Annotated in this window: 27 protein-coding genes; 13 read left to right on the top strand and 14 right to left on the bottom strand. The window is 67.7% G+C overall.

The window, feature by feature from the left end; translation table 11 throughout:
• Position 1: 1 nt before the first annotated feature.
• The 4 genes from IE307_RS25570 to IE307_RS25555 are packed head-to-tail and all read right to left on the bottom strand — an operon-like array spanning position 2 to position 2,167.
• On the bottom strand, positions 2 to 877 hold the full coding sequence (locus IE307_RS25570; protein WP_191301912.1) for a hypothetical protein: 876 nt from the start codon (positions 875 to 877) through the stop codon (positions 2 to 4).
• Positions 874 to 1,212, bottom strand: coding sequence for a type VII secretion target (locus IE307_RS25565; protein ID WP_191301911.1), 339 nt, complete (start codon positions 1,210 to 1,212; stop codon positions 874 to 876). The genes IE307_RS25570 and IE307_RS25565 overlap by 4 nt, the downstream gene beginning before the upstream one ends.
• 4 nt (positions 1,213 to 1,216) lie before the next feature.
• Positions 1,217 to 1,681, bottom strand: coding sequence for a YbaB/EbfC family nucleoid-associated protein (locus IE307_RS25560; RefSeq protein WP_191301910.1), 465 nt, complete (start codon positions 1,679 to 1,681; stop codon positions 1,217 to 1,219).
• Positions 1,682 to 2,167 carry a DUF6346 domain-containing protein gene (locus IE307_RS25555; protein WP_191301909.1) on the bottom strand — a complete coding sequence of 162 codons (486 nt, stop codon included), beginning with the start codon at positions 2,165 to 2,167 and terminating at the stop codon, positions 1,682 to 1,684.
• A gap of 276 nt (positions 2,168 to 2,443) precedes the next feature.
• Between IE307_RS25555 and IE307_RS25550 the strand changes: the two genes are divergently transcribed.
• The 9 genes from IE307_RS25550 to IE307_RS25510 all read left to right on the top strand — a co-directional run bounded on the left by IE307_RS25550 (position 2,444) and on the right by IE307_RS25510 (position 10,797).
• Entirely contained in the window at positions 2,444 to 3,205 is a 762-nt protein-coding gene (locus IE307_RS25550; protein WP_191301908.1) for a DeoR/GlpR family DNA-binding transcription regulator, read from the top strand.
• A gap of 84 nt (positions 3,206 to 3,289) precedes the next feature.
• Positions 3,290 to 4,624 carry an ABC transporter substrate-binding protein gene (locus IE307_RS25545; RefSeq protein WP_191301907.1) on the top strand — a complete coding sequence of 445 codons (1,335 nt, stop codon included), beginning with the start codon at positions 3,290 to 3,292 and terminating at the stop codon, positions 4,622 to 4,624.
• 1 nt (position 4,625) lies between these two features.
• A complete protein-coding gene (locus IE307_RS25540) occupies positions 4,626 to 5,558 on the top strand; it encodes a carbohydrate ABC transporter permease (RefSeq protein WP_191301906.1) in 933 nt (310 codons plus the stop codon).
• The gene (locus IE307_RS25535) at positions 5,555 to 6,355 is read left to right on the top strand and encodes a carbohydrate ABC transporter permease (protein ID WP_191301905.1); all 801 of its coding nucleotides are present in this window, start codon (positions 5,555 to 5,557) and stop codon (positions 6,353 to 6,355) included. The genes IE307_RS25540 and IE307_RS25535 overlap by 4 nt, the downstream gene beginning before the upstream one ends.
• Positions 6,352 to 7,341 (top strand): zinc-dependent alcohol dehydrogenase family protein, encoded by a 990-nt coding sequence (locus tag IE307_RS25530; RefSeq protein ID WP_191301904.1) that lies wholly within the window; start codon positions 6,352 to 6,354, stop codon positions 7,339 to 7,341. The genes IE307_RS25535 and IE307_RS25530 overlap by 4 nt, the downstream gene beginning before the upstream one ends.
• Positions 7,342 to 7,460: 119 nt before the next feature.
• Positions 7,461 to 7,685, top strand: a complete 225-nt coding sequence (locus IE307_RS25525) for a hypothetical protein (RefSeq protein WP_191301903.1) — start codon at positions 7,461 to 7,463, stop codon at positions 7,683 to 7,685.
• On the top strand, positions 7,664 to 9,538 hold the full coding sequence (locus tag IE307_RS25520) for a sensor histidine kinase (protein WP_191301902.1): 1,875 nt from the start codon (positions 7,664 to 7,666) through the stop codon (positions 9,536 to 9,538). The genes IE307_RS25525 and IE307_RS25520 overlap by 22 nt, the downstream gene beginning before the upstream one ends.
• Positions 9,535 to 10,179: a response regulator transcription factor gene (locus IE307_RS25515; protein WP_229905054.1), complete on the top strand. Its 645-nt coding sequence runs from the start codon at positions 9,535 to 9,537 to the stop codon at positions 10,177 to 10,179. Before IE307_RS25520 ends, IE307_RS25515 begins: the two co-directional genes overlap by 4 nt.
• Before the next feature lie 72 nt (positions 10,180 to 10,251).
• Positions 10,252 to 10,797, top strand: coding sequence for a radical SAM family protein (locus IE307_RS25510; RefSeq protein ID WP_191301900.1), 546 nt, complete (start codon positions 10,252 to 10,254; stop codon positions 10,795 to 10,797).
• Here IE307_RS25510 and IE307_RS25505 read toward each other — a convergent pair.
• The 3 genes from IE307_RS25505 to IE307_RS25495 are packed head-to-tail and all read right to left on the bottom strand — an operon-like array spanning position 10,784 to position 12,774.
• Complete coding sequence (locus tag IE307_RS25505) at positions 10,784 to 10,957, bottom strand: DUF397 domain-containing protein (RefSeq protein ID WP_191301899.1); 174 nt, start codon at positions 10,955 to 10,957, stop codon at positions 10,784 to 10,786. The two genes, IE307_RS25510 and IE307_RS25505, sit on opposite strands and share 14 nt — an antisense overlap.
• Complete coding sequence (locus IE307_RS25500; RefSeq protein WP_191301898.1) at positions 10,932 to 11,855, bottom strand: helix-turn-helix domain-containing protein; 924 nt, start codon at positions 11,853 to 11,855, stop codon at positions 10,932 to 10,934. The genes IE307_RS25505 and IE307_RS25500 overlap by 26 nt, the downstream gene beginning before the upstream one ends.
• Positions 11,839 to 12,774: an asparaginase gene (locus IE307_RS25495; protein WP_191301897.1), complete on the bottom strand. Its 936-nt coding sequence runs from the start codon at positions 12,772 to 12,774 to the stop codon at positions 11,839 to 11,841. The genes IE307_RS25500 and IE307_RS25495 overlap by 17 nt, the downstream gene beginning before the upstream one ends.
• A gap of 23 nt (positions 12,775 to 12,797) precedes the next feature.
• Here IE307_RS25495 and IE307_RS25490 point away from each other — a divergent pair, with 23 nt between their 5' ends.
• Positions 12,798 to 13,310: a GNAT family N-acetyltransferase gene (locus tag IE307_RS25490; protein ID WP_191301896.1), complete on the top strand. Its 513-nt coding sequence runs from the start codon at positions 12,798 to 12,800 to the stop codon at positions 13,308 to 13,310.
• Positions 13,311 to 13,370: 60 nt separating this feature from the next.
• Here IE307_RS25490 and IE307_RS25485 read toward each other — a convergent pair whose 3' ends face one another.
• From IE307_RS25485 to IE307_RS25460, 6 genes are all read right to left on the bottom strand, one after another.
• Entirely contained in the window at positions 13,371 to 14,048 is a 678-nt protein-coding gene (locus IE307_RS25485) for a polysaccharide lyase family 7 protein (protein ID WP_191301895.1), read from the bottom strand.
• Between the two features lie 497 nt (positions 14,049 to 14,545).
• Positions 14,546 to 15,112 (bottom strand): 1,2-dihydroxy-3-keto-5-methylthiopentene dioxygenase, encoded by a 567-nt coding sequence (locus tag IE307_RS25480; protein ID WP_191301894.1) that lies wholly within the window; start codon positions 15,110 to 15,112, stop codon positions 14,546 to 14,548.
• A complete protein-coding gene (gene mtnB / locus IE307_RS25475; RefSeq protein ID WP_268250406.1) occupies positions 15,109 to 15,705 on the bottom strand; it encodes a methylthioribulose 1-phosphate dehydratase in 597 nt (198 codons plus the stop codon). The genes IE307_RS25480 and mtnB overlap by 4 nt, the downstream gene beginning before the upstream one ends.
• Positions 15,702 to 16,358, bottom strand: a complete 657-nt coding sequence (gene mtnC, locus IE307_RS25470; protein WP_191301893.1) for an acireductone synthase — start codon at positions 16,356 to 16,358, stop codon at positions 15,702 to 15,704. Before mtnC ends, mtnB begins: the two co-directional genes overlap by 4 nt.
• Positions 16,355 to 17,356 carry a s-methyl-5-thioribose-1-phosphate isomerase gene (locus tag IE307_RS25465; protein ID WP_191301892.1) on the bottom strand — a complete coding sequence of 334 codons (1,002 nt, stop codon included), beginning with the start codon at positions 17,354 to 17,356 and terminating at the stop codon, positions 16,355 to 16,357. The genes mtnC and IE307_RS25465 overlap by 4 nt, the downstream gene beginning before the upstream one ends.
• Positions 17,356 to 18,456, bottom strand: coding sequence for an acyl-CoA dehydrogenase family protein (locus IE307_RS25460; protein WP_191301891.1), 1,101 nt, complete (start codon positions 18,454 to 18,456; stop codon positions 17,356 to 17,358). The genes IE307_RS25465 and IE307_RS25460 overlap by 1 nt, the downstream gene beginning before the upstream one ends.
• 140 nt (positions 18,457 to 18,596) lie before the next feature.
• Here IE307_RS25460 and IE307_RS25455 point away from each other — a divergent pair, with 140 nt between their 5' ends.
• The 3 genes from IE307_RS25455 (at position 18,597) to IE307_RS25445 (ending at position 21,857) form a co-directional block, all read left to right on the top strand.
• A complete protein-coding gene (locus IE307_RS25455) occupies positions 18,597 to 18,800 on the top strand; it encodes a cold-shock protein (RefSeq protein WP_030479286.1) in 204 nt (67 codons plus the stop codon).
• A 753-nt stretch (positions 18,801 to 19,553) separates the two neighbouring features.
• On the top strand, positions 19,554 to 20,750 hold the full coding sequence (locus tag IE307_RS25450; RefSeq protein WP_191301890.1) for a PI-PLC domain-containing protein: 1,197 nt from the start codon (positions 19,554 to 19,556) through the stop codon (positions 20,748 to 20,750).
• A 30-nt stretch (positions 20,751 to 20,780) separates the two neighbouring features.
• Complete coding sequence (locus IE307_RS25445; RefSeq protein WP_229905053.1) at positions 20,781 to 21,857, top strand: aminotransferase-like domain-containing protein; 1,077 nt, start codon at positions 20,781 to 20,783, stop codon at positions 21,855 to 21,857.
• Here the strand turns inward: IE307_RS25445 and IE307_RS25440 are convergent.
• Positions 21,823 to 22,647 (bottom strand): glycosyltransferase family 2 protein, encoded by an 825-nt coding sequence (locus IE307_RS25440; protein ID WP_191301888.1) that lies wholly within the window; start codon positions 22,645 to 22,647, stop codon positions 21,823 to 21,825. The genes IE307_RS25445 and IE307_RS25440 overlap by 35 nt on opposite strands.
• Positions 22,648 to 22,706 lie beyond the last annotated feature (59 nt).

Raw genomic sequence — 22,706 nt, 5'->3', positions numbered from 1 at the left:
CTCAGCGCGTCGCGTACGGCGAGTCGTCGGCCTTCGCCGCCTCCGTGGGCAGGTTCTTCGCGATGCCGATCGCGGTGGTGTCCACGATGGCGTCCGCCGCGCCCTTCGGCATGATCGCCGCCAGTCCCGTCTTGCACTTCTCCAGGATCTCGAAGATCTTGTTGACGACCTTCGACAGGTTCCGGATCGTCGTGATCACCTTGTCGAGCCAGTCCGAGACCTTCTTGGCCCACTTCATGATCAGCCGGATGCCGTCGGCGATGATGCCCGGCGTCGCGAGTCCGACCGTGAGCAACGCGGCGGCCGCCCAGCGGATCAGCGCCTGCACCAGTTCGCTCATCGCCATGGAGATCAGGTCGCGCACGATCGTCCGCACCGTGGCGACGGCGACGCCCGCACCGGTCAGCGCGGCACCGACGCCCTCGGCTGCGAGACCGGCGGCCTTCACCCCGGTCGCCTCCGCCTTGGCCACGGCGGCGTACGCGGAGACCGCGGCACCACGCCACGCGCTGGTGTCGGTGTCGACCACGCGGGCCATGTCCTCGCCGGCCCTCTTGAGGTGATCACCGACGTTGCCCCAGGTGGCGGCGTTCTGGTTGATCACACCGGGATTGCCCGCGAGCGAGTTCAGCATGGACGTCAGCGGCTCGACGTGCTCGATGAACCACGCGAACGCCGACGACAGCAGCGTGCCGAACGGGTCGGTCAGGAAGCCCAGGGCGTCGATGCCCGCGCCGAGGACGTTGATGCCGCCCTCCGCCCAGTCACCGCGCTGGATCGCGGAGACCGCGTCCGCCGCCGGCTCGACCAGGTTGAGGCCCGCCAGGGCGCCCGGAGCGTCGGGGGCGGCGGCCACCAGGGGGTTCGGTGCGGTCATGACGTGAGCTCCCCGAGCTTCTCGACGATCTTCTTGAAGTTGCCGCCGAGCGCCTGGTCGACGGTGTCGTAGGTGTCGGCCATGCCGTTGACACCGTCCACAGTGGCGTCGACCACGCCGTGCGCGGTGTTCACGGCAGCGGTGCCGGCCGCCTCGATGGTGCCCATGATCGGCTCCAGCAACGGGCTGCAGAGGATCCCGTACGCGTTGGCGCCGTTGATGCTCGCCTGCCCGATGGCCTGCTGCGCCGTCTCGATCTGCCTCACGATGCCGTCGAGCCGGCCGGCGTGCTCGCGCATCGCCTGCGTCTGGACGTTGAACCCCGCCGCGGTCATGTCCTCACCACCCCTTGGTGTCGCGGGCGAAGTTGTGCCCGCCGAAGTCGTCGTCGTCAGGAGGACCGGTGGGACGCGGAGGCGTGCCGGGCTCCTCGGGCGGAGGCTCCGGGAAGCGCTCCTGGTAGCCGCCCATCAGCGCGTCCATGGTCGCGGAGTCGTCGCCGATGATCGGCGCCATGACCTCGTGCATCCGGGCCGCGATCTGCGCCTGGGCCGCCCGCATCGCGTTCAGGATCTCGGCGGAGAGGTGGGCGGGCTGCTTGCGCAACGCCGCGTCGTTCAGGTCCAGCGCCGACACGATGCCGTTCTGGTCGACGGTGACGGCCACCGATCCGTCAGATGAGCGCTGCGTCACCTGGACGGCGTTCGCGACCATCTTCATCTCGTCGGCCTGCCGGAGCTTCGTCTGGATCTGCTCGTTCCACTGACGCATCATCGCGTCGGGGTCGGCCCCTGCCGGATTCATCTAGTAGTCCCTCTCCTGTGCCTTCTTGCGACGGGACGCGACCGTTCCCACCACGGCCAGCGCCCCGATTCCACCGATCGCGAGGCCTCCGAGCACCGATCCGATGCCGAGCACAACACTCGGTTCGAAGTCGGCCCGGTACACCGGCGCGTTGTCCGGTCCGTTGCGAACCTCGCCCGAGCCGCGCTGCATCACGGGCACCTCGGTGCCCTGGTCGGACGGGGTGAGCTGATCCGGTTCGGCCGTCACCCGCGTCTGCCGCCCGCTCTCCCACGTGACGTCGGCCTGGCAGGTCCACCAGGTGCCGAAGCCCCGGATGCCGACCGGTCCGCTCGACGAGCAACCGGTCACGCGGGCGACTCCCCGATCCGTCACGGGTCTGCTGTTCGTCCCCGCGGTGGGATCGAACCTCGTGAAGCCCGTCAGTCCCAGCAGGACGCCGGCACCCAAGATCACGAGGGCGAACAACCCAGCGACCCACTTCATGCGTCTCGTCCCCTCGTCGGCCCTTGTTGGACTTTGCACCGAGTCGCCCGGTTCCACCGAATTCAGCAACGATCTGGGGGCCATCCGGGCACACCTGGACGGCGGTTCGGGCGTGCCCATTCTGGTCGACCTGCGTGAACGACCGGTCACCCACTGCGAGCCGGGCGAAAATCGGGCAGGATCTCACCCAGTTGTGGTACCGGCCACAATGTTTCGAGGGTGTTTCATCTATGCACGGCCCGAACGGGCAAACCGATAGCCGAGTGGGCAGGTGACATGCGAGCCGAGGAACGCAAGCGGCGCATCCTGGCCAGGGCCCGCGCCGACGGCCGCGTCGACGTGGTGGAGATGGCGCAGGAACTGCGCGTCGCTCCCGAAACGGTCAGGCGCGACCTGCGCGTGCTCGACGAGCACGGCCTGGTCCGCCGCACGCACGGTGGCGGTGTCCCGGTCGAGAGCGCCGGTTTCGAGACGGGTCTCCGGTTCCGCGCCGGATCGCACGTCCCGGAGAAGCGCCGCATCGCCAAGGCCGCGGCCGAACGGCTCGACGACGCCGAGACGGTCTTCATCGACGAGGGTTACACGCCGCAACTCGTCGCGGAGGCGTTGCCGACCACCAACCCGCTCACGATCATCACCGCGTCGCTGCCGACCGCGGCGGCGATGTCCGAGCACCCGTCGTGCACCGTCCTGCTGCTGGGCGGTCGCGTCAGGGGCCACACACTGGCCACTGTGGACCACTGGACCACCAGGATGCTCGGCGAGATGGTCATCGACCTCGCCTACATCGGGGCCAACGGCATCTCCCGCGAGCACGGTCTGACCACACCCGACCCGGCGGTCGGCGCGGTGAAGGCCAAGGCGCTCGGCGCGTCCCGCAGAAAGATCTTCGTGGGGACGCACACGAAGTTCGGCGTCTCCAGCTTCCACCGGTTCGCCGAGGTCTCCGATCTGGAGGCGGTCGTCACCGACAGCGGCCTCAGCGCGCACGAGGCCCACCGGTACACGTTGCTAGGCCCCAAGGTCATCCGTGCTTGATCGCCCCGAGCACTGACCGCCCTCTCCTTTGGGCGCACTTCCCCCTACTTCGACGCGCCCAAAAACCCTTGAAAGGAACCGACGATGTCGTCGATTCGCACACTCGGAGCCGCTACCGCCGTGTTGCTGCTCGCATCCGCCTGCTCGGGAGCCGGTGGTGGGGGCGGCGGTGAGAACTCGGTGAACGTCCTGATGGTGAACAACCCGCAGATGCAGGACCTGCAGAAGCTCACCGCGGACAACTTCACCAAGGAGACGGGCATCAAGGTGAACTTCACCGTGCTGCCCGAGAACGACGTCCGCGACAAGATCAGCCAGGACTTCTCGAGCCAGGCCGGTCAGTACGACGTGGCGACGATCTCCAACTACGAGACGCCGATGTACGCCAAGAACGGCTGGCTCGCGCCAATGGACGACTTCGTGGCGAAGGACAGCGCGTTCGACCAGGCCGACATCCTCGAGCCGATCAAGCAGTCGCTGACCGCGGCGGACGGCAAGGTCTACGCGCAGCCGTTCTACGGCGAGTCGTCGTTCCTCATGTACCGCAAGGACATCTTCGAGGCCAAGGGCGTCACGCTGCCCGAGAAGCCGACCTGGCAGCAGGTCGCGGAGGCGGCGGCGAAGGTCGCGACGCCCGAGGTGCGCGGCATCTGCCTGCGCGGCCAGCCGGGCTGGGGCCAGGTCATGGCGCCGCTCACGACGGTCGTGAACACCTTCGGCGGCACGTGGTTCACCAAGGACTGGCAGGCGCAGGTCAACGCGCCGGAGTTCAAGGAGGCCACCAAGTTCTACGTCGACCTCGTGCGCAACCACGGTGAGAACGGCGCTCCGCAGGCCGGCTTCGCCGAGTGCCTCAACAACATGACGCAGGGCAAGGTCGCGATGTGGTACGACGCCACGGTCGCCGCGGGCCTGCTCGAGGCCGACGACTCCCCCATCAAGGGCAAGCTCGGCTTCACCCAGGCGCCGGTCGTGAAGACCGACAGCTCCGGCTGGCTCTACACCTGGGCGTTCGGCATCCAGAAGGCCTCGAAGAAGCAGGACAACGCCTGGAAGTTCGTCTCGTGGGCGTCCGGCAAGGGCTACGAGGAACTGGTCGGCAAGAACCTCGGCTGGTCGAAGCTCCCCGATGGCAAGCGCTCGTCGACCTACCAGCGTCCCGAGTACAAGCAGTCCTCCGGCAGCTTCTCCGCGATGGCGGAGGCCGCGATCAAGAGCGCGAAGCCGCTCAACCCCGGTGTGCAGGAACGTCCCGCCCCCGGCATCCAGTTCGTCGGCATCCCCGAGTTCACCGACCTCGGCACCCAGGTGTCGCAGCAGATCAGCTCGGCCATCGCGGGCGCCACGTCCGTGGACGACGCGCTGAACAACGGTCAGGGACTCGCCGAGAAGGTCGCCGCGAAGTACAAGGGACAGTGACATGGCAGTCCTGACCCGTGAGGAGCGGCCGGTCGCCGACCGGCCGCCCCCGGCCCCCCGCAGGAACTACTCGAAGTGGGCGCGGCGCGCGCCCCTGCTGCCCGCCCTGATCTTCCTGATCATCGTGACGCAGCTGCCGTTCGTGGCGACGCTGGTCATCTCGTTCATGAAGTGGAACTCGCTCGACCCCACCAGCCGCGGGTTCGCCGGGTTCGACAACTACGTCAACGTCTTCACCGACCCCGACCTGCGCTCCTCGGTCGTCAACACGATCGTGCTCACGGCGTCGGTGGTGCTGATCAGCCTGGTCCTCGGGCTCGGGCTGGCGCTGTTGCTGGACAAGAAGTTCGCCGGTCGCGGGTTCGTGCGCACCATGCTCATCGCGCCGTTCCTCGTGGTGCCGGTGGCGGCGGCGCTGATCTGGAAGCACGTGCTCTACAACCCGGAGTACGGCCTGTTCAACGGAATCCTGAGCTGGCTGGGCTTCGAGGCCCAGCCGGACTGGATCTCGAACATGCCGATGAGCGCGGTCGTGCTGTCGCTGGTGTGGCAGTGGACGCCGTTCATGATGCTGATCCTGCTGGCGGGCCTGCAGAGCAAGCCCATCGAACCCGTTGAGGCCGCGACGATCGACGGCGCCTCGTCGTTCCAGATCTTCCGGTACCTGACGTTCCCGCACCTGCGCCAGTACCTGGAGCTCGGCGGGCTGCTCGGGTCGATCTACATCGTGCAGAACTTCGACGCGGTCTTCACGATCACGTCCGGTGGTCTGGGCACGGCGAACCTGCCGTACATGATCTACCAGACCTTCTACCAGGCCCACGAGTACGGCGAGGCCTCCGCGGCCGGTGTCATCGTGGTCGCGGGGTCGATCATCATCGCGACGTTCGCGTTGCGCACGGTGTCCTCGCTGTTCAAGGAGGAGAAGCGATGAGCAGGATCTGGGGTGTGCTCGCCTGGTTCGCCGGCATCGTCTTCTTCGCGCCCGTGGCCTGGATGTTCCTGACCTCGCTGCACAGCGAGTCGGACGCGGCGACGAACCCGCCGTCGCTCCTGGCGCCGCTGACGCTCGACGGCTACGAGGAGTTCTTCAACGCGGGCGCGTGGCCGCCGCTGATCAACTCGTTCAGCGCCTCGATCGGGTCGACGATCATCGTGCTGCTGCTGGCGATCCCGGCCGCGTACGCGTTGTCGATCAAGCCGGTGGAGAAGTGGACCGACGTCCTGTTCTTCTTCCTCTCCACCAAGATGATGCCGGTCGTCGCGGCACTGCTGCCGATCTACCTGATCGCGCAGTTCTCCGGGATGCTCGACAACATCTCGTTCCTCACGCTGCTGTACTGCTCGATGAACCTGCCGATCGCGGTGTGGCTCATGCGGTCGTTCCTCGCGGAGGTCCCCAAGGAGATCCTCGAGGCGGCCTCCATCGACGGTGCCGGGCTGGTCACGACCCTGCGCCGGGTGGTGGCGCCGATCGCGATGCCGGGCATCGCGGCGACGGCGTTGATCTGCTTCATCTTCAGCTGGAACGAGCTGCTCTTCGCACGGGTGCTGACCGGCGTCGTCGCCGGCACCGCCCCCGTGTACCTCACCGGGTTCGTCACCTCCCAGGGCCTGTTCCTGGCCAAGGTGTGCGCGGCCGCGGTCGTGGTTTCTCTGCCGGTGCTCATCGCCGGGTTCGCCGCCCAGGACAAGCTCGTCCAGGGCCTTTCGTTGGGAGCGGTCAAGTGAAAGCAGCAGTGATCACCGGCGTCGGGTCCGTCGAAGTGACCACTGTGGACGATCCCACGTGCGGTCCTCGCGAAGTCGTCGTCCAGGTCGCGGCCTGCGGGCTCTGCGGCACGGACCTGCACATCCTGCAGGGTGAGTTCGCGCCCACGCTGCCGGTCGTGCCGGGCCACGAGTTCGCCGGCACGATCGTGGAGATCGGCTCGCAGGTCAACGAGCTCGCCGTGGGTGACCGGGTCGCCGTCGACCCGTCGCTCTACTGCCACGAGTGCCGGATGTGCCGCTCGGGCAAGAACAACCTCTGCGAGCGCTGGGCCGCCATCGGCGTCACGACGTCCGGTGGCGCGGCGGAGTTCGCGAAGGCGCCCGTGGCGAACTGCGTGAAGCTGCCCGACCACGTGCGGACCGAGGACGCAGCGCTGATCGAACCGCTGTCGTGCGCCGTGCGCGGCTACGACGTGCTGCGGTCGCAGATGGCGTCACGGGTGCTGATCTACGGTTCGGGCACGATGGGCCTGATGATGCTGCAGCTCGGCAAGCTGACCGGCGCGTCGTCGATCGACGTGGTCGACCTGAACGAGGAGCGCCTCAAGACCGCCGTGCAGCTCGGCGTCACGAACGTCGCGACGTCGGCCGACGAACTGGACCGGCCGCAGGGCTGGGACGTCGTCATCGACGCCACCGGCAACGAGAAGGCCATCCAGGACGGCATCAACCGGGTCGCGAAGGGAGGCACGTTCCTCCAGTTCGGAGTCTCCGACTACTCGGCCCGCGTGACCATCGAGCCGTACAAGATCTACAACCAGGAGATCACCATCACCGGCTCGATGGCGGTGCTGCACTCGTTCGAACGGGCGGCGGACCTCTTCGCGACCGGAGTGCTGGACCCCGAGATCTTCATCAGCGACAGGGTGCCACTGGACGGTTACGCGAAGGCGTTGGACCAGTTCAAGGCAGGTGTGGGCCGCAAGATCCAGGTCCTGCCGTGAGCTGATCCGAGAAAGTTCTCAGAAGTTCGTGGGCACTCGTGTATCCAGACGAGTGCCCACGACTCTATTCGGGCATGTCGAAGTCCGGGCAGAAAGTAACGCCGCCGTACTTTTCGCACATGTCCGACGAAGAGCTCCTCGCCTGGTACGCGGAGCTTCAGGCGCGCGCGATGAACGCGCCGCCTGGGGACGTCGATTTCAACCACTCGCACAAGCCCGCTGAGCCGAAGACCGTGGAAGAGCTGCGCCACCGGATCATGACCTTCCAGGGCTGGCCGGGTGGCCTTTCCACCCTCGACGACGGTTCTCCGTTCCACGACCTGTGGCACTGGCTCAGCGACTGACCCGTCGCGAGGTCACCCTCGCGCGGGTCATCGGCTCGTTGGTGGCCGCCTGTGTGCTCTACGCCGTCGTGCACACAGCGGTCACCGGCGCGGTCTCGCATCCGCGGAACTGGCTGGTCGCGTTCGCCTGCACCCTGCTCGGTGTGCGCGTGATCGGCCACGTCCGCAGGTCGTCCGTCGGGTGGCTCCTGCTGGCCATGGGCGTGTTCGGCGCCGTCGCCATCGCGGTCGCGGGTCAGCCCGCCGACCACCCCGCCCGATGGGTCGAGGCGTGGGTCTGGTGGCCCACGTACGCGCTGTTGCCCACTGTGGCACTGGTCTTCCCGAACGGCAGGCCTGTGAACGACCGCTGGTGGATCGCCATCGGCGCGTCGCTGTTCAGCGCTCTCGCCGGCACCATCGGGATCGCCTGGGCCTCGTGGGGCGATCCCGCGTCGTTCCGGCAGTCGGGCGACGGCGGGCTCGCGAAGACGATCACGCTGGTCGCCGTGATCGTCGCCGGGATCTCGGTGCTCGCGGCGGTCGTGTCCCTGGCTCTGCGCTGGCGCAGGGCTGAAGGGGACGAACGCCGGTCGCTCGTGTGGGCGTTCGCGTTGCTGACGCTGGCGGTCGTGGCGACCGTGGTGGAGACGACGGACGGGCACGTCGCGTGGATCGTCGGTGTGCTGGCGTTTCCGGCGGCCGCGGTCATCGCGATCGTTCGGTACGGCCTCTACGACATCAGCCTGCTGATCCACCGGTCGTTGCTCTACGGCTCGTTGACCGTCGTGCTGCTGCTGGTCTACCTCGGCGTGATGGTCGGGGCGGGCGAGTTGCTGACCGACGACACCGAGGTGATCGGGGTCGTGGCCGCCGGTCTGGCGTTCGCGCCGATCCGCAGCTGGATGCAGCGCAAGCTCGACCTCTGGCTGTACGGCCAGCGCTCGGATCCTTACGCGACGCTGTCCATGTTGAGCGAGAAGCTCGAACGGTCGCAGGACGTGCTTCCGACCGTGGCCGCCACGGTCGCCGAGTCGTTGAAGCTGCCGTACGTGGCGATTCGCGGTGGGTCGGTGCTGGCCGAGCACGGGCGTAGTCGCGGGTGGCCGCAGTTGCGCTTTCCCATGACGTACCGGGGATCTTCCGTCGGTGACCTGGTCGTGGAGCCGCGTGCTCCCGACGAGCGGTTGACCGACCGCGAGCTGAACCTGTTGGTGGACCTCGCGCGCTCGACCGCCCCGGCCGCGCAGTCGATCAAGCTGACCGCCGATCTGCAGCTCGCGCGTGAACGGTTGGTGCGTGCGCGCGAAGAAGAACGGCTGCGGCTGCGGCGCGATCTGCACGACGGCGTCGGACCGGCGTTGGTCGGGATCCGGTTGCAGCTCAGGGCGTTGCGGCGCTCGCTGGGCGACGTGCTGGACCCGGTGCTCGCCGACGTCGACACCACGGCTGTCGAGGTGCGCAGCCTCGTGGACGGGCTGCGGCCGCCGATCCTCGACCAGGGCCTGGCCCTGGCCGTGCGCGACGAGGCCGCCCGCTTCAACGGGGACCTCCGCGTCGAGGTCGACGCCGAACCGATCGACGGGCTCTCCGCGGCCGTCGAGGTCGCCGCCTATCGGATCGTCGCGGAGGCGCTGACCAACACGGCCCGCCACTCCGGGGCGTCGAAGTGCGTGATCACGGTGCGGGCCGACGGCGACCTCGTGGTGGAGATCGTGGACGACGGACGCGGTGTCGCGGCCGGCTCCAGGCCGGGTGTGGGGCTGGATTCGATGCGAGAACGATGCGCCGAACTGGGTGGATCGTGCACAGTGGGGCCTGCGGAACCACACGGCACTCGGGTGGTGGCGCGGATCCCGTTGGAGGCCCAGTGACGCGCGTCGTGATCGCGGACGACCACCCGGTGTTCCGGCGCGGGCTGAAGGCGTTGCTGGAGTGCGAGGACGGCCTCGAGGTAGTCGGCGACGCGGCGGACGGCCAGGAGGCCGTGCGGGTCGTCCTCGACCTGCGGCCCGACGTCGTCGTGATGGACCTGCACATGCCCGTCCTGGGCGGGGTCGAGGCCGCGAAGCAGATCCAGGAGGCCCTGCCGGACGTCGGAGTCCTCGTGCTGACCATGCACGAGGACGACGAGCTGGTGTTCGCCGCGATGAAGGCCGGCGCCCGCGGCTACCTGGTCAAGACCACGGACGACGACGAGATCGTGCGCGCCGTGCAGGCCATAGGAGCCGGTGAGGCGATCTTCAGCGCCACCATCGCCCAGCGGATGATGGGCTACTTCACCGCCATCTCGTCGTCCAAGGCCGTGCTGTTCCCGCAGCTCACGGACCGGGAGCGGGACGTGCTGGAACTGATGGCCTCCGGCATGGACAACCCGTCGATCGCCCACCGGCTGACCCTGTCGGGCAAGACCGTGCGCAACCGCGTGTCCGCGATCTTCACCAAGCTCCAGGTGGCCGACCGCGCGCAGGCCATCGTGCGCGCCCGCGAGGCGGGACTCGGAAGTCCCACCTAGGTCGGGACAACGGTCACCTGACGACGGGACAGGGCCCCCGATTGGATTGGCGTATCCGCCAAAGGGGGCCCGATGGACATCACCTGGGACGTCGCACACGCGCGGCTCAGCCACGACCGAATGCTGCACGTCGCCCAAGCACTCATCTCGATGCGCCCGGAGACCGTCACGCTGGGCGGCGGGGAACCGCTCGGAGTGCCCGGTCTGTTCGAGATCGTCGAACTGTTCCGCGAGTCCGGCATCGACGTCGTCCTGCGCACGTCCGGCAAGTCGCTGCACCCGTCGATGGTGCGGACCCTGCTGGAGTCGTGCTCGCGCATCGAGGTGTGCGCGATGGCGTTCACCCACGCCATGCACGCGTTGCACCTGCTCGACACCGGAGCCGCGAAGCTCGACCGGCACGCCGTGTTCGGCCTCGACGCCACCGGCATCCGGCGCGGGTTCGACCGCCTGGAGGACTTCTGCGCCACCACCGCGTTCGAACTGCCCCGGCTGGGGTTCATCGCGTTCAGCGACACGATCGGCTCGGACCACGGCCAGTACCTGCAGTCGCTGGCACCTCAGACCGTGCGCGTGACGGTCGCGACCGCGAACACGTCGGTGGTCAGAGCGAGTTGAGCAGGGCGCGCCAGGCAGAGGTGGAGAACGCGAGTGCTGGACCGCTCGCGTTCTTCGTGTCCCGGACCAGGGCGTCCTGGGCCAGCGACACCTCCACGCAGTTGCCCGAACCGCTGCCACCGCTGTAGCTGCTCTTACGCCAAGTCCGTTCCTGGGACATCTGAATCCTCTCGCAGGGCACTGATGTACTCCATCAGCTTGCTCCGCGATTGTTCCTCATCCAGGGCAACGGCATCCAGCCGCTGGAAGAGTCGTCTCGCCCGTGCGACAGCGGTCTTGTCCTGTGCGAACACCTTCGCCATGTCGGTTTCGCAGTACACGACCGAGGGCGCCTTCTCGAATTCGTAGAGCACACACGGAGAGCGGAAAGCGGTGGCGTGCGCCGGCACGATCCGAAGGATGTGGGCGTTGAAGAGAAGACGCAAGTATTGGTCCTCACGAACCGAGGCACTGCCCAGACGCATCTGCAGTGCCAGCTCGTGCACGTAGAACAAGCACTCCGGACGGTTCGGCCGCTTGAGGATCGCCTGCCGCTCGATGCGCGCCCGCACGAACTTCTCGATGTCCTCCGGCGCCTCGATGTGGGAATCGACGAACAGCTCGCGTATGTAGTCCTCGACCTGCACGAGGCCCGGCACGGTCATCACGTCCAAGCTGATGATCTTCGTGGCCATCGCCTCGGTCATCGCGAGCGTGCGCAGATCGTCCGGTACCTGGGCGAAGAACAGGTCGAAGGCGTTGTAGTAGCGGCTTCGGAACTCGTTGGCGAAGTAGATGTCCTTGCCGCACGTCGCCAGGTACTGGACGAGGTCGACCTCGCTCGCGCGCACCTTGCCCAGTTCGATGTCCGACACCTTGCTCGGGTCCCAGCCCAGTTGCACGGCCATCGCACGGCCGTGGAACTCGGTGCACGACTCCCGCAGACGGCGCAGCTCGTCACCGAGATCCCGGCTGTACGGGGTGGAAATGCTTGCGGTCATGCCCAACGACGGTATGGCTTGGATCCGGTCCATGCCACTGGCTCGTTCGGGTGAAAAAGAGCTAGAAAACACCGCCACGAGCTGCGAAAACGTCCCCGATAGGCTGCATAGCGCCGATAGCGAGACGCAGCAGCACGCGCGCCTTACGAGGACATAGCCACCCAGCCATGACAACCCCGCGCTGGATCAGGTCCGCCTCGGACCCGACGAAGCCGTAGGTGCCCTGGAACGTCGTCCCCGCTCCCGTCCGCGTCGCCACCACGACCGGGAACCGGGCACGCGAGATCGCCTCCGCCATGCCGGCCGACACGTGCCCGACGCCAGCGGCCGCAACGACAACACCCTTGACGTTCAACCAGTCCAGGATCGAGCCGTCTTCGTCCACAGTGGCCTCGACGAGCGGAACCGCTGGGGCGTCGAGAGGTCGCGGCAACGCGGGCGCCCGGTGGGCGGGGTGGAAGTACCGCGGCGAGCCTTCGACCACCAGCCCCAGCGGTCCGGGGAACGAGGTGAAGGCGTTCATGAGGCTGCTGTGCGTCTTGCGCACCCACCGGGCGGCGTGGATCTCGTCGTTCAACACCAGCAACGACCCGCGACCACGCGAGTTCGGCGCCGCCGCGACGGCCACGGCGGCGGCGAGGTTGGCGGGGCCGTCCGCGCCGGGAAGCCCGGGGTGCCGCATCGCGCCGGTGACGACGACCGGTTCGTCGTGCGGCCACAGGCAGTCGAAGAAGTACGCGGTCTCCTCCAGGGTGTCCGTGCCCTGGACGACCACCACGCCCGAGGCACCCTCGGACACCTGCTTGCAGGCCCAGTCGAAGGCCTCCAGCAAGGTGACGAACGTGAGCGACGCGCCGGGAGTCGTCGCCAGGGTGGCGATCTCACCGACCTCGAGCCCCTGGACGAGGTCCTGGGCGCCCAAGGTCGGTGCCACAGCACCGGAGCCGGTCATCGTGATCGTGCCGCCGAGCGATGCCACCGCCACCTGTGAGCTCATGGGCTCACTCTAGGGTCGATCGCATGACCGAACTCGGATCAGTTGACTGGCCACCCGTCCCGATCAGGACCGAACGGCTCGTGCTGCGCGCGTCCGAGGCGGGCGACCGAGAGGCGTTCATCGAGCTGTTCTCGTCGCCGGAGGTGGGCACCTACATCGGCGGCGCACCGCCGCGGGACGAGGTCGAACGCACGGCGCCCGCGGTGCCGGGCCGGCGCACGGGCTTCTTCGTCGTCGCCCTCGACGGCGCGATGATCGGCATGGTCTCGTTCGACCCGCACCACGAGTCCGGCGAACCCCAGCTGGGGTACCAGTTCCTGCCGGAGTTCTGGGGGCAGGGCTACGCCTACGAGGCGTGCGTGGCGGCGCTCGACTGGTTCGCCACCGCGCATCCCGGCCAGCAGGTGGTGACCACCACCCAGACCGCCAACCTGGCCTCGATGCGCCTCGCGGCGAAGCTGGGGTTCACCGAGGTGGAACGTTTCCAGGGCTGGGGCGCCGAGCAGTGGTCGGGAGCGTGGTCCCCCCAGCGCTGACAGCGGTCCCGCTTCCGCGCGTCCCGCCGCGGCACGCGGAAGCGGGACCAGATCAGGGCGTCACTGGCGCCAGTAGGTGATGTTGCGGAAACGGGCCTCCGCGCGACCGCTGCCGTGGTGGTAGACGCCGTTCTTGAAGTAGCGCGTGGCCGGACCTTCGTCCTGGTGCGTCAGCTTCAAAGCACCGTTGTAGTACGTCTTCACGGTGCCGCGGCCACCCGCGACGGCGGTGTGCTCGACACGGATCTTGAACCACTTGTTGTAGATGCCCGTCGCGACGACCTGGTTGCTGTCCTTGCGCAACGTGCCACCGTTGATGTTGGCGACGTTGAGCATCACGTCGGTGGCACGCGTCCCGTCGGGACGGCTGCCGCGCAGGATCTGCACGACGGTGGGCCCGCTGACACCGGCCGGGATGTAGATCTCCCCCTCCCAGGCGCGCGACCCGCTGGAGTACTCCTGGTTGAAGCGGAGCTCGGTACGCGGATCCGTGGGGCTGCCGGCGGTGTGCGGCTGGTCGTAGTCGTACACCCACATCGTGTGGACGCCGCCTTCGAACTTGTACCGCGCACTGGTCGCCAGGTTGTGCGGCTTCTGAACGGTGTACGTGTACGGCGCGGACACCCACTGCGCGGACGGCGGCTGGGCGAGGGCCGCGCCAGCCGGCGCCACGAGCAGGGGTGCGGTCAACGCGAGGGCGAGCATCGAGCGTCGCGTGTGGAGTGCAGGGGTTTCCACGTTGAATCCCTCCGACCTTCGATAAGTGGTCTGTACCACTCTGGGGGCAGGGAGGCGGAGGGATCAATAGTTCGTTCAAATTCCGGAACAACGTTCAGGTAGGCGAACTTTTCACATTCTTGAAACGCCCCTGGGGAGGCCGCGATGCCGCAGGCGAGCCGTCCTTACCAAGAGGCTAGGGCGGTGGGTCCCATCACGAGTCGCGCCATAGCTCTTGCTGCATGCAGGTAGGGGTGTCAAGCGGACACGCTCTTCGTCCGCTTGACACCCCTACCTGCATGTGGCCCGCTCTTGGTGCGGCTCGTGATGGGACCCACCGCCAACGCAACCTTCTAAGCAACGCGCAGCCGCCCAACGCAACAGGCGTGCCATCAGCCTGCCGAGGGCGCTGGCCCCCATCTCAGATTGCCGGGGTCTGGGGCAGAGCCCCAGGGGAAGCACGCAACCGCAACAGGCCGCACGCACCCCAGCCCACAGCCGAAATCGCGAACCAGCCCTCAGCCCATCCCCGCACGCAACTCATCAAACGACGGAAACCGCGTAGCAATATCACTACCGGTGAAATTCCCGATCCACCCATCATCATCATGAAAGAACCGGATCGACACGTAATCCGGCTCGGTCCCCATGTCGAACCAGTGCGTCGTGTTCGCCGGAACGCTCAACAAATCCCCGGCAGTGCAGAACACCGCATACACCTTGTCCCCGATGTGCAGGTAGAAAACCCCTGCCCCACGGGCGAAGTACCGATCCTCGTCATCATCATGCGTGTGCTCGGCGAGGAACTTCCCGCGAAACTCCACAGCCTTGGCGCGATACTCATCCGTATCGGCCGGAGCCATCTCCATCGCGTCGACGTAGCCGTAGCTCTCCGTCTCACTGACGCGGGCGACTTCCTTCTCGTAGAGCTCCAACGCGTTCTCAGCGGTAACACCGTCCACAACGGACCAACGACTGAAGCGCACGCCGTGCTCCTTGAGCGCGGTGGCGATCTCCTCGGCGTCGGTGGTCCGCAGCACGGTCTCCTCGGGACCGGTTTCCGGCCACACGGTCAGCAGCGTCATGCGTTCCTCCCCGTAAAGATGTCCCGTGTCTCCACTTTGAAGCGCAGCAACCACTCCAGGCATTCCAGGCGGTGCCGGGCCTGCACCAGGTCGTCACCCCACACGTACACACCGTGCCGCGCCACGAGCAGCGCCGGAACCTTGGAGTCGAAGCCCTTCTCGAACGCGTCGCCCAGCTCGACCATGTCCTGCGAGTTCGGCACCACCGGGATGACGACCTCTTCGTGGGCGTACCGGCCGAAACCCTTGAGCATCTCGAGGTCCCGCAGGACCACGCCGCCGGGCCAGTGCTCGGCCGCCACGACGGGTGCCAGTGCGTGGACGTGCACGACGGCGCCCGCTCCGGCGACGCGGGCGATCCTGGCGTGCAGGCCGGCTTCGGCGGACGGGACCTTGTCGCTGTTCACGGCGTTGCCGTCGGTGTCGATCACGACGCTGTCCCCGGCGGTGATCTCTCCCTTGTCGACGCCGCTGACCGTGACCGCCAGCCGCAACGGATCACGTTGCAGGACAACGGAGAGGTTGCCCGAGGTGCCGCGCATCCAGCCCATCTGCGCGTACCGGACGCACTCGCGGGCGAGCTCCGCCGTCACGAGAGCTCCCAGACCGTCGGGTGGGGCGAGAAGTCGGCGTTGGCGTACGGCTCGCCGGCGCGCGCGACGCCGACCGTCTTCCAGCCCGCCTCCTGCGCGGCGTGCAGCTCGGCCGGGACGTCGCTGTAGAAGGTGATGTCGTCGGACTGCAGCGTCTCGGCGATCTTGTGGTACGACGCGGCTTCGCGCTTCGGGCCGGCGTTGACCGTGTCGAAGTGGTGCTCCAGCAACGGGGTCAGGTCGCCGTCGGTGGTGTGCTGGAAGAACGCGACCTGGCCCGCGACCGAGCCGCTCGAGAAGATCGCGAGCCGCACGCCGTCGTCGTGCCACTTGCGGATCGCGGGGACGACGTCCGGGAAGAACTCCGCGACGAGGTCGCCCTGCGCGTAGCCCTGCTGCCAGATGAGGCCCTGCAACGTCTTGAGGGGCGTGACCTTCTGGTCGGCGTCCATCCAGTCGTGCAGCGCCTTGACGACGTCGTCGTGGCCCGACAGTTCCTTGATCTGCTTGACGGCGTCGGCGACCACCGGGTCGTCACCGTGCTGCTCGATCCACGGCCCGAGCCGCGGGCGCGCGTAGTCGTAGAGGACGACCAGAACCTGGTCCGTCGCGCTCAGCGTGCCCTCGATGTCGAGCACGACCCACTTGCTCACCGCTGTTCTCCCTCGTAGTACTCGTCGAGCTCCCCGGCGTTGAAGACGCCCCGGTCCGTCACCACGGTCGTGACGAAGCGCGGTGGCGTCACGTCGAACGCCGGGTAGTGCCCTTTCACCCTCGGCGTGGCACTCGGTCTGCCCAGCACCTGCAGCACTTCCGCGCCGTCGCGGAACTCGATCTCCACGTGGTCCGCGGTGGGCGCGTGCGGATCGGGTGCCTGCACTTGGGCGTGGAACGGTACTCCGAACGCGTGCGCTGCCACGGCCAGACCCAGTGTGCCGACCTTGTTCACGACGTGCCCGTCCATGGTGACCCGATCCGCCGCCGTGACCAACGCGTCCACCTGGCCGCTTTGCAGGACGGCGGCGCCCATGCCGTCGGTGATGAGCGTGGTGTCGACGCCCATCTCGATCAACGTCTCCGCGGTGAGCCTGGCTCCCTGCAGGTACGGGCGGGTCTCGGTGCAGAAGAACTTCAGCGTCTTGCCCTGCTCCTGCGCGGCCCTGACCGTCTCCGTCAGGTACAGGTCGGCCCAGCAGTGCGTCATCACGGTGGCGTTGTCGGGCAACAGGTTCGCGGTGTGCTCCCCCAGCGCCTGGCTCTTGGCGCGGTACCTGCGGTCGCCTTCCAGAGCGCCGTTCAGGGCGTGCGCGACGTCCTGTGCGGCGTCCACGTGCTCCAGCACGACCTTGGTGGCCTTGCGCAGGGCGTTGTTGGTGCGCCTGGTGTTCTCGAGCATCCGCGCGGTGTCCGCCAGCCGGGCGCGGGCCTGTGCGAACGGCAGGTGCCCGACCGCCCTGGCCTCGAGCACCATGCCGTACAGGACCGCGAAGTACGGGCCCGAGGACTGGGTGACCATGTCCTCGACCGCCCGCCCGACCTCCCCTGCCGTCCGGCACAGCACCCAGTTCCGTTCGAACGGGAACTGCCGGCGGTCGAGGATCAGCACGCCCTCGTCGGTGAGCCTCACCGAGTCGGCGAGCACCGGCTGCATCAGCTGTACCCGGTGTAGGCGGGGCGCGCGCCGGTCAGGAAGTGCTCGCCGACCTCGCGGGCCTTGTAGACGACCGGGTCGTGCAGCGTGAGCGTGCGCGCGTTGCGCCAGAACCGGTCCACGGCGTACTTGGCGGCTGTACCGCGTGCGCCGACCTGCTCGAAGATGCGGCTCGTGACCTCGTTGACGAGCTTGGTGCTGACGACCTTGGCCTCGGAGATCGTGACGGCGACCTCGCCGCGCTTGGCGGGCGTGAGGTTCCGGCCGAGCTCGGTGGCCTCGTGCAGCTGGCGGGCCGCCTCGTCCGCGAGCAGCCCGGCCGCGCGCGTCTGCGACACCATCTCGCCGTACGCGACGACGATGTACGGGTCCTCGGTGGCCGCCTCGACGCCGCTGACGAACCACGGGCGGGTCTTGGTGCGGGTGTAGTCGGCGGCCTCGGCGAGCGCGCCCTCCGCGATGGCCACGTAGAGCTGGGCGAGCACGAGCTGGAAGCCGATCGCCGCGAGGCTGACGCGCGGGTCCTCGTTGACCGGCTGGACGCCGAGGACTTCCGTGACCGCGACGTTCTCGAAGTTCACGCCACCGGACGCCGTGAGGCGCTGACCGATGTTGTCCCAATCGTCCAAGTAGGTGATTCCGCTCGCTTTTCCGTCGAGCAGGAAGGTCAACTTCTCGCCGTTGTCCGTGCGCGTCGCGCTGACCACGAGGCGGTCGGCGACGGCGGCTCCGGTGGCGAAGGTCTTCCGTCCGTTGAGGACGAAACCGTCGTCGGAGGGGCTCAGTTCGAGGGCCGCGTCGAGCGGGTTGCTCACGCCCGCCCAGAACTCGTCGGGCTGGACGCTGAACTGCGCGTCGAACAGCCCGCTGCGCCAAATCTGCAGGTAGTGGTACCCGAGGAGGTGGCCGGCGTTGGCGTCGGCGGCCCCGACGACCCGCCCGATCCGCTGCTGCTGCGCCCAGTCCCGGACGTTCAGCAGGCCGCTCTGCCGGAGCAGTTCCACCTCTTTGGTGGGTGGCTGGTTGGCCCGGTCCCTGTCCGCCGCGTCGGACCTGAGCGTCGCCGCAACCTCGTGCGCGACGTCCAGCCAGTTCGTCATCCCTGCTCCTCTCGGGGGTACCTGTTTCAACTTACTTCGTCACACCACCGGGCTAACCACGATGTGAGAGAGACCTGCGCCTGGCAGACTGCCCGCGAACCTCGCTCTGGCGGGGGTCCATCATCTAGGGAGCAATCGGTATGGCGCAGGGCACCGTTAAGTGGTTCAACGGCGAGAAGGGCTTCGGATTCATCGCGCAGGACGGCGGCGGTCCGGACGTGTTCGTCCACTACTCGCAGATCTCCGGCTCGGGCTTCAAGTCGCTTGAGGAGCAGCAGCGCGTGGAGTTCGAGATCGGCCAGGGTCAGAAGGGCCCGCAGGCGCAGGACGTCCGCGCCATCTGATTTGAGCTCTTCAGGGCCCGCCAGGCTTCGGCCTGGCGGGCCTTTTGCTGTTCTGAACTGCGGTTTCTCGAAATTGTCAGACCTGCCTGTCATGGTGATCACGTGCTCCACTCCTGGAGCCCACGACCACCGAAAGGCCGGTTCCGCCGTGCGCATCGTCGCCTCGTTCCGCAGTGAGCTCGCGAGTCAGGTCCCGGCCAGGAGGCTCGGCTGGGCGCTCGCTCCTCGGGGGTGTGCGGAGGGTGCGGCGCACGGGGGCGTTTCCGCGGTGAGGCCTGGTGGACGACCTGGGATGACGAGGCCGCCGGGGCGTGGTCAGGGCTGAGACGAGCGCTGGGCCGAGTGCTGAGGGCGACACAGGGCCTCGACCGTCGGTCACGACACCAGTTCGGACCCGCCGGGCCGTGGCCAGGGCTGAGACGAGTGCTGTGACCAGCGCTGAGACGGCACAGGCGCCGCGACCCGTCGGTCACGACGCCTGCCTTACCCGCCGCGGGATGTCGACGACGAGGGCTCACGGGGAGCAAGTGGCAACCGAGGGAGTCGAACCCTGCGCGGCTTGTGAAGGCGGCGCCCGAGTACCGGCCCTAACCCTTCGGTCGGGCGACGGCTGCCGTGGAGTTGTACAGCGCTGACGAGCGTTGTTCTCTGCTCAAGAAGAGCGCTTCACGATGGGTGGGATACCCGAAGTGTTAAACGTCCAAACGCTTGAAACTGTTTCATGTTTCACTCGGGTGGGTGACTCTGGTCACCATGCGATACCTCCCTGCCATCGCAGCCCTGCTGCTCCTGCCCCTGGTGCCCGCCACCGCGCAAGCGGCCCCGGCGGGCACGTTCTACGTCACCGGCGTCCGCACCGGCCTCAACGTCGCCCAGAGCGGCAGTGGGGTGGCGCTGCACCGCCCCAAAGGCAACGAAGACCGCCAGCAGTGGCGGCTGAGCGACGGGAGGTTCGAGAACACCGACTCGCCGGGTCAGTGCATCACCCGTCAGCTCACCATGGGTTCGTGTTCACAAGGGGATACGGTTCACGCGCCCGTTCAGTTCGGTGATCAGTGGGAGTTCTTCGGCCTCGGCGGTGAGTCGCGCTGGTACCTGACGCCGGTGCAGAACCAGACGTCGCCCGCGCCGGCGGATCCGCGGCTGGACCAGATGACGTTCCTGACGGCCCACAACGCCTACGCGAACGGGGTCGACGGCGGGTTCGCGCCGCCGTTCGTCAACCTCGCCAAGAACCAGACGCGCGGCATCGTCCAGCAGCTGAACGACGGCGTGCGTGGCTTCATGCTCGACATCCACCAGACGGCGGACGGCGCGATCCTGTGCCACAACAGCTGCACGCTCGTGAGCAAGCCGGTGGCGCTCAACGTGGACGTGCAGCGGATGGTCGACTTCCTCAAGGCCAACCGCAGCGAGATCGTCACGGTCTTCCTGGAGGACTACGTCGACGCGAACACGTTGCGCGCCGAACTGCGGAAGGTGCAGGGGCTCAACGACGTCCTGTACCGGGCCGAGGGCGTGCAGCAGAACGGCTGGCCCACGCGCAGCCAGATGCAGGGCAGCGGCAAGCGGCTCATCATCTTCACCGATCACGGAAAGGACGGTCGCGAGGACTCGGGCGTGCTGTACCAGAAGGACTGGACGGTCGAGAACTACTGGTCGATGGGTTCGGGTCTCGGCGCCTCCGACTGGTCCTGCTACAGCCGATGGGATGAAAAACCGCTGACTGCGACGGGCGGCTTCCAGCCCTTGTTCGTCATGAACCACTTCCGGGACGTTCCGTTCACGAGCACCGCCACGGCGGACAACGGCAAGCTCGCGAACCGGGCGCAGCAGTTCTGCCAGCCCGCGGCCAGGAAGAAGCCGAACTTCCTCGCGGTGGACCTCTACCACCTGGGCGGCGCGGCACAAGCCGTCAGCCAGCTGAACGCATACGTATATAGGCCGTAGCCCAAATCGTGGGAGTTGTACGCTCCGCGCATGGCCTCGATCCTGTTCACGCGCGGAGCGCCCTCTCTCGACATCATCGACCAGGAAGGCCTGCGCGACGCCGCGCAGAAAGCCTTCACGGACGACCCCGGCGGCACCTTCGCGTACGGCACGAGCGTCGGCTACGTGCCGCTGCGCACCTGGCTCGCGGAGCAGCACGGCGTCGAGCCGGAGCAGGTGCTCGTCACCAACGGTTCGATGCAGGCCGACGCGTTCCTGTTCGAACTGCTCGTCCAGAAGGGCGACGACGTGGTGGTCGAGGCTCCGACCTACGACCGCACGCTGCTGAACCTGCGCCAGCGCGGCGCCAAGATCCACGCCATCGAGCTCGAGACCGACGGCATCAACGTCGACTCGCTCGAGAAGCTGCTCGAGAGCGGTGTGCGCCCGAAGCTCGCGCACATCATCCCGAACTTCCACAACCCGGCCGGTTACACGCTGTCCGAGGCGAAGCGCGCGCGGCTGCTGGAGCTCTCGGCCCAGTACGACTTCGTGCTGTTCGAGGACGACCCGTACGTGAAGGTGCGGTTCGAGGGCGAGCCGCTGCCGACGATGCTGTCGCAGGACCAGAACGACAAGGTCGTCTACGCGTCGTCGTTCTCGAAGACCATGGCGCCCGGCATCCGCTGCGGTTACCTGGTGGGGCCGAAGTCCGTCATCAAGTCCGTTCAGGACATCGCCACCACCACGTACATCTCACCGAACATGGTGGCGCAGTCGATCGTGAACTCGTACTGCCGTTCCGGCCGTCTCGACGAGTCGGTCGTGAACGTCCGCACGGCGTTGCGTGCGCGCAGGGACGCTCTTGTGGCTGCCCTGCAGCGTGAACTGCCGGAGGCGGTCTTCACCGCGCCGCAGGGCGGCTACTTCATGTGGGTCGAGCTGCCCGGTGTGTCGATCGACAAGCTCGTGCCGGTCGCGAAGGAGCACGGCGTCGAGTTCGTGAAGGGCTCCGACTTCCTGCTGGAGGGCGGCGACAACGCCATCCGCCTCGCGTTCTCGGGTGTCACGCCGGAGCAGATCGACGAGGGCATCACGCGCCTTGCGGCTGCTGTTCGGTCGCTCTGATCTGCGCTTCCAGGTGCTCCGGCAGCTCACGACGCTGCCGGAGCGCCTGACGCAGCCGGGGCAGTGCCGCCCCGAAGGCCCGCGGATCCTTCAGCGACGCCGCCAGTGCCCGGTCCACCGGGCGGCGCATCCACGCGGTGAGCACGGCGTTGCGTCGCTGCAGAACGTCCCCGCCCGGATCCCGTTGCGCGGCCGGGTGGTGGTGCGCCACCACGTCCTCGACGTAGCAGAGCGCCCACCCCGCCGCCGCGAGGTCCCACGACAGCAACGTTTCCTCGCCGCGGAAGAACAACACCGGACTGAACCCGCCCGCCTCGACGAACGCCTGCCGCCGCACGATCGCCGAGCAGGCCAGGAATCCCAGCACCGAGGGGCCCGCCACGCCGTTGCCCAGCGGGCTGTGGCGCAGCAGCGGTGTGATCGGATCCGGTTCTCCTGACGGTCCGACGAGCGTGCGCGCCGCGATGAGGCCGAGGTCCGGGTGCGCGTCGAAGATCGGCTCCGCCAGCTCGAACGCGTCGGGCGCCCACCACGAGTCGTCGTCCGCGAAAGCCACGAACGGTGTGAGCGCGGAACGCGCGCCGTGGTTGCGTGCGACCGCGCCGAGGTTCGACGGCGCTTCCATCACGGTGACCGTCGGGAAGTCCTTGCGCACACGGACGACCGTGTCGTCGGTGGAGGCGTTGTCCACCAGAATCACCGGAACCGCGAGCTCGCTCAGCCGCGCGAGAGTCCGCAGCAGGCTGTCCGCGCGGTTCCGCGAGGCGATGACGACCGTGGTCCGGGCCATGCAGTCATCTACCCCCAGTTTCAGCGCTCACACCTGACAGCAGCTGACACAAAATCTGG

Source organism: Lentzea cavernae, assembly GCF_014653695.1.
Classification (GTDB): domain Bacteria; phylum Actinomycetota; class Actinomycetes; order Mycobacteriales; family Pseudonocardiaceae; genus Lentzea; species Lentzea cavernae.
This window is presented reverse-complemented; position numbering and strand designations above follow the sequence as displayed.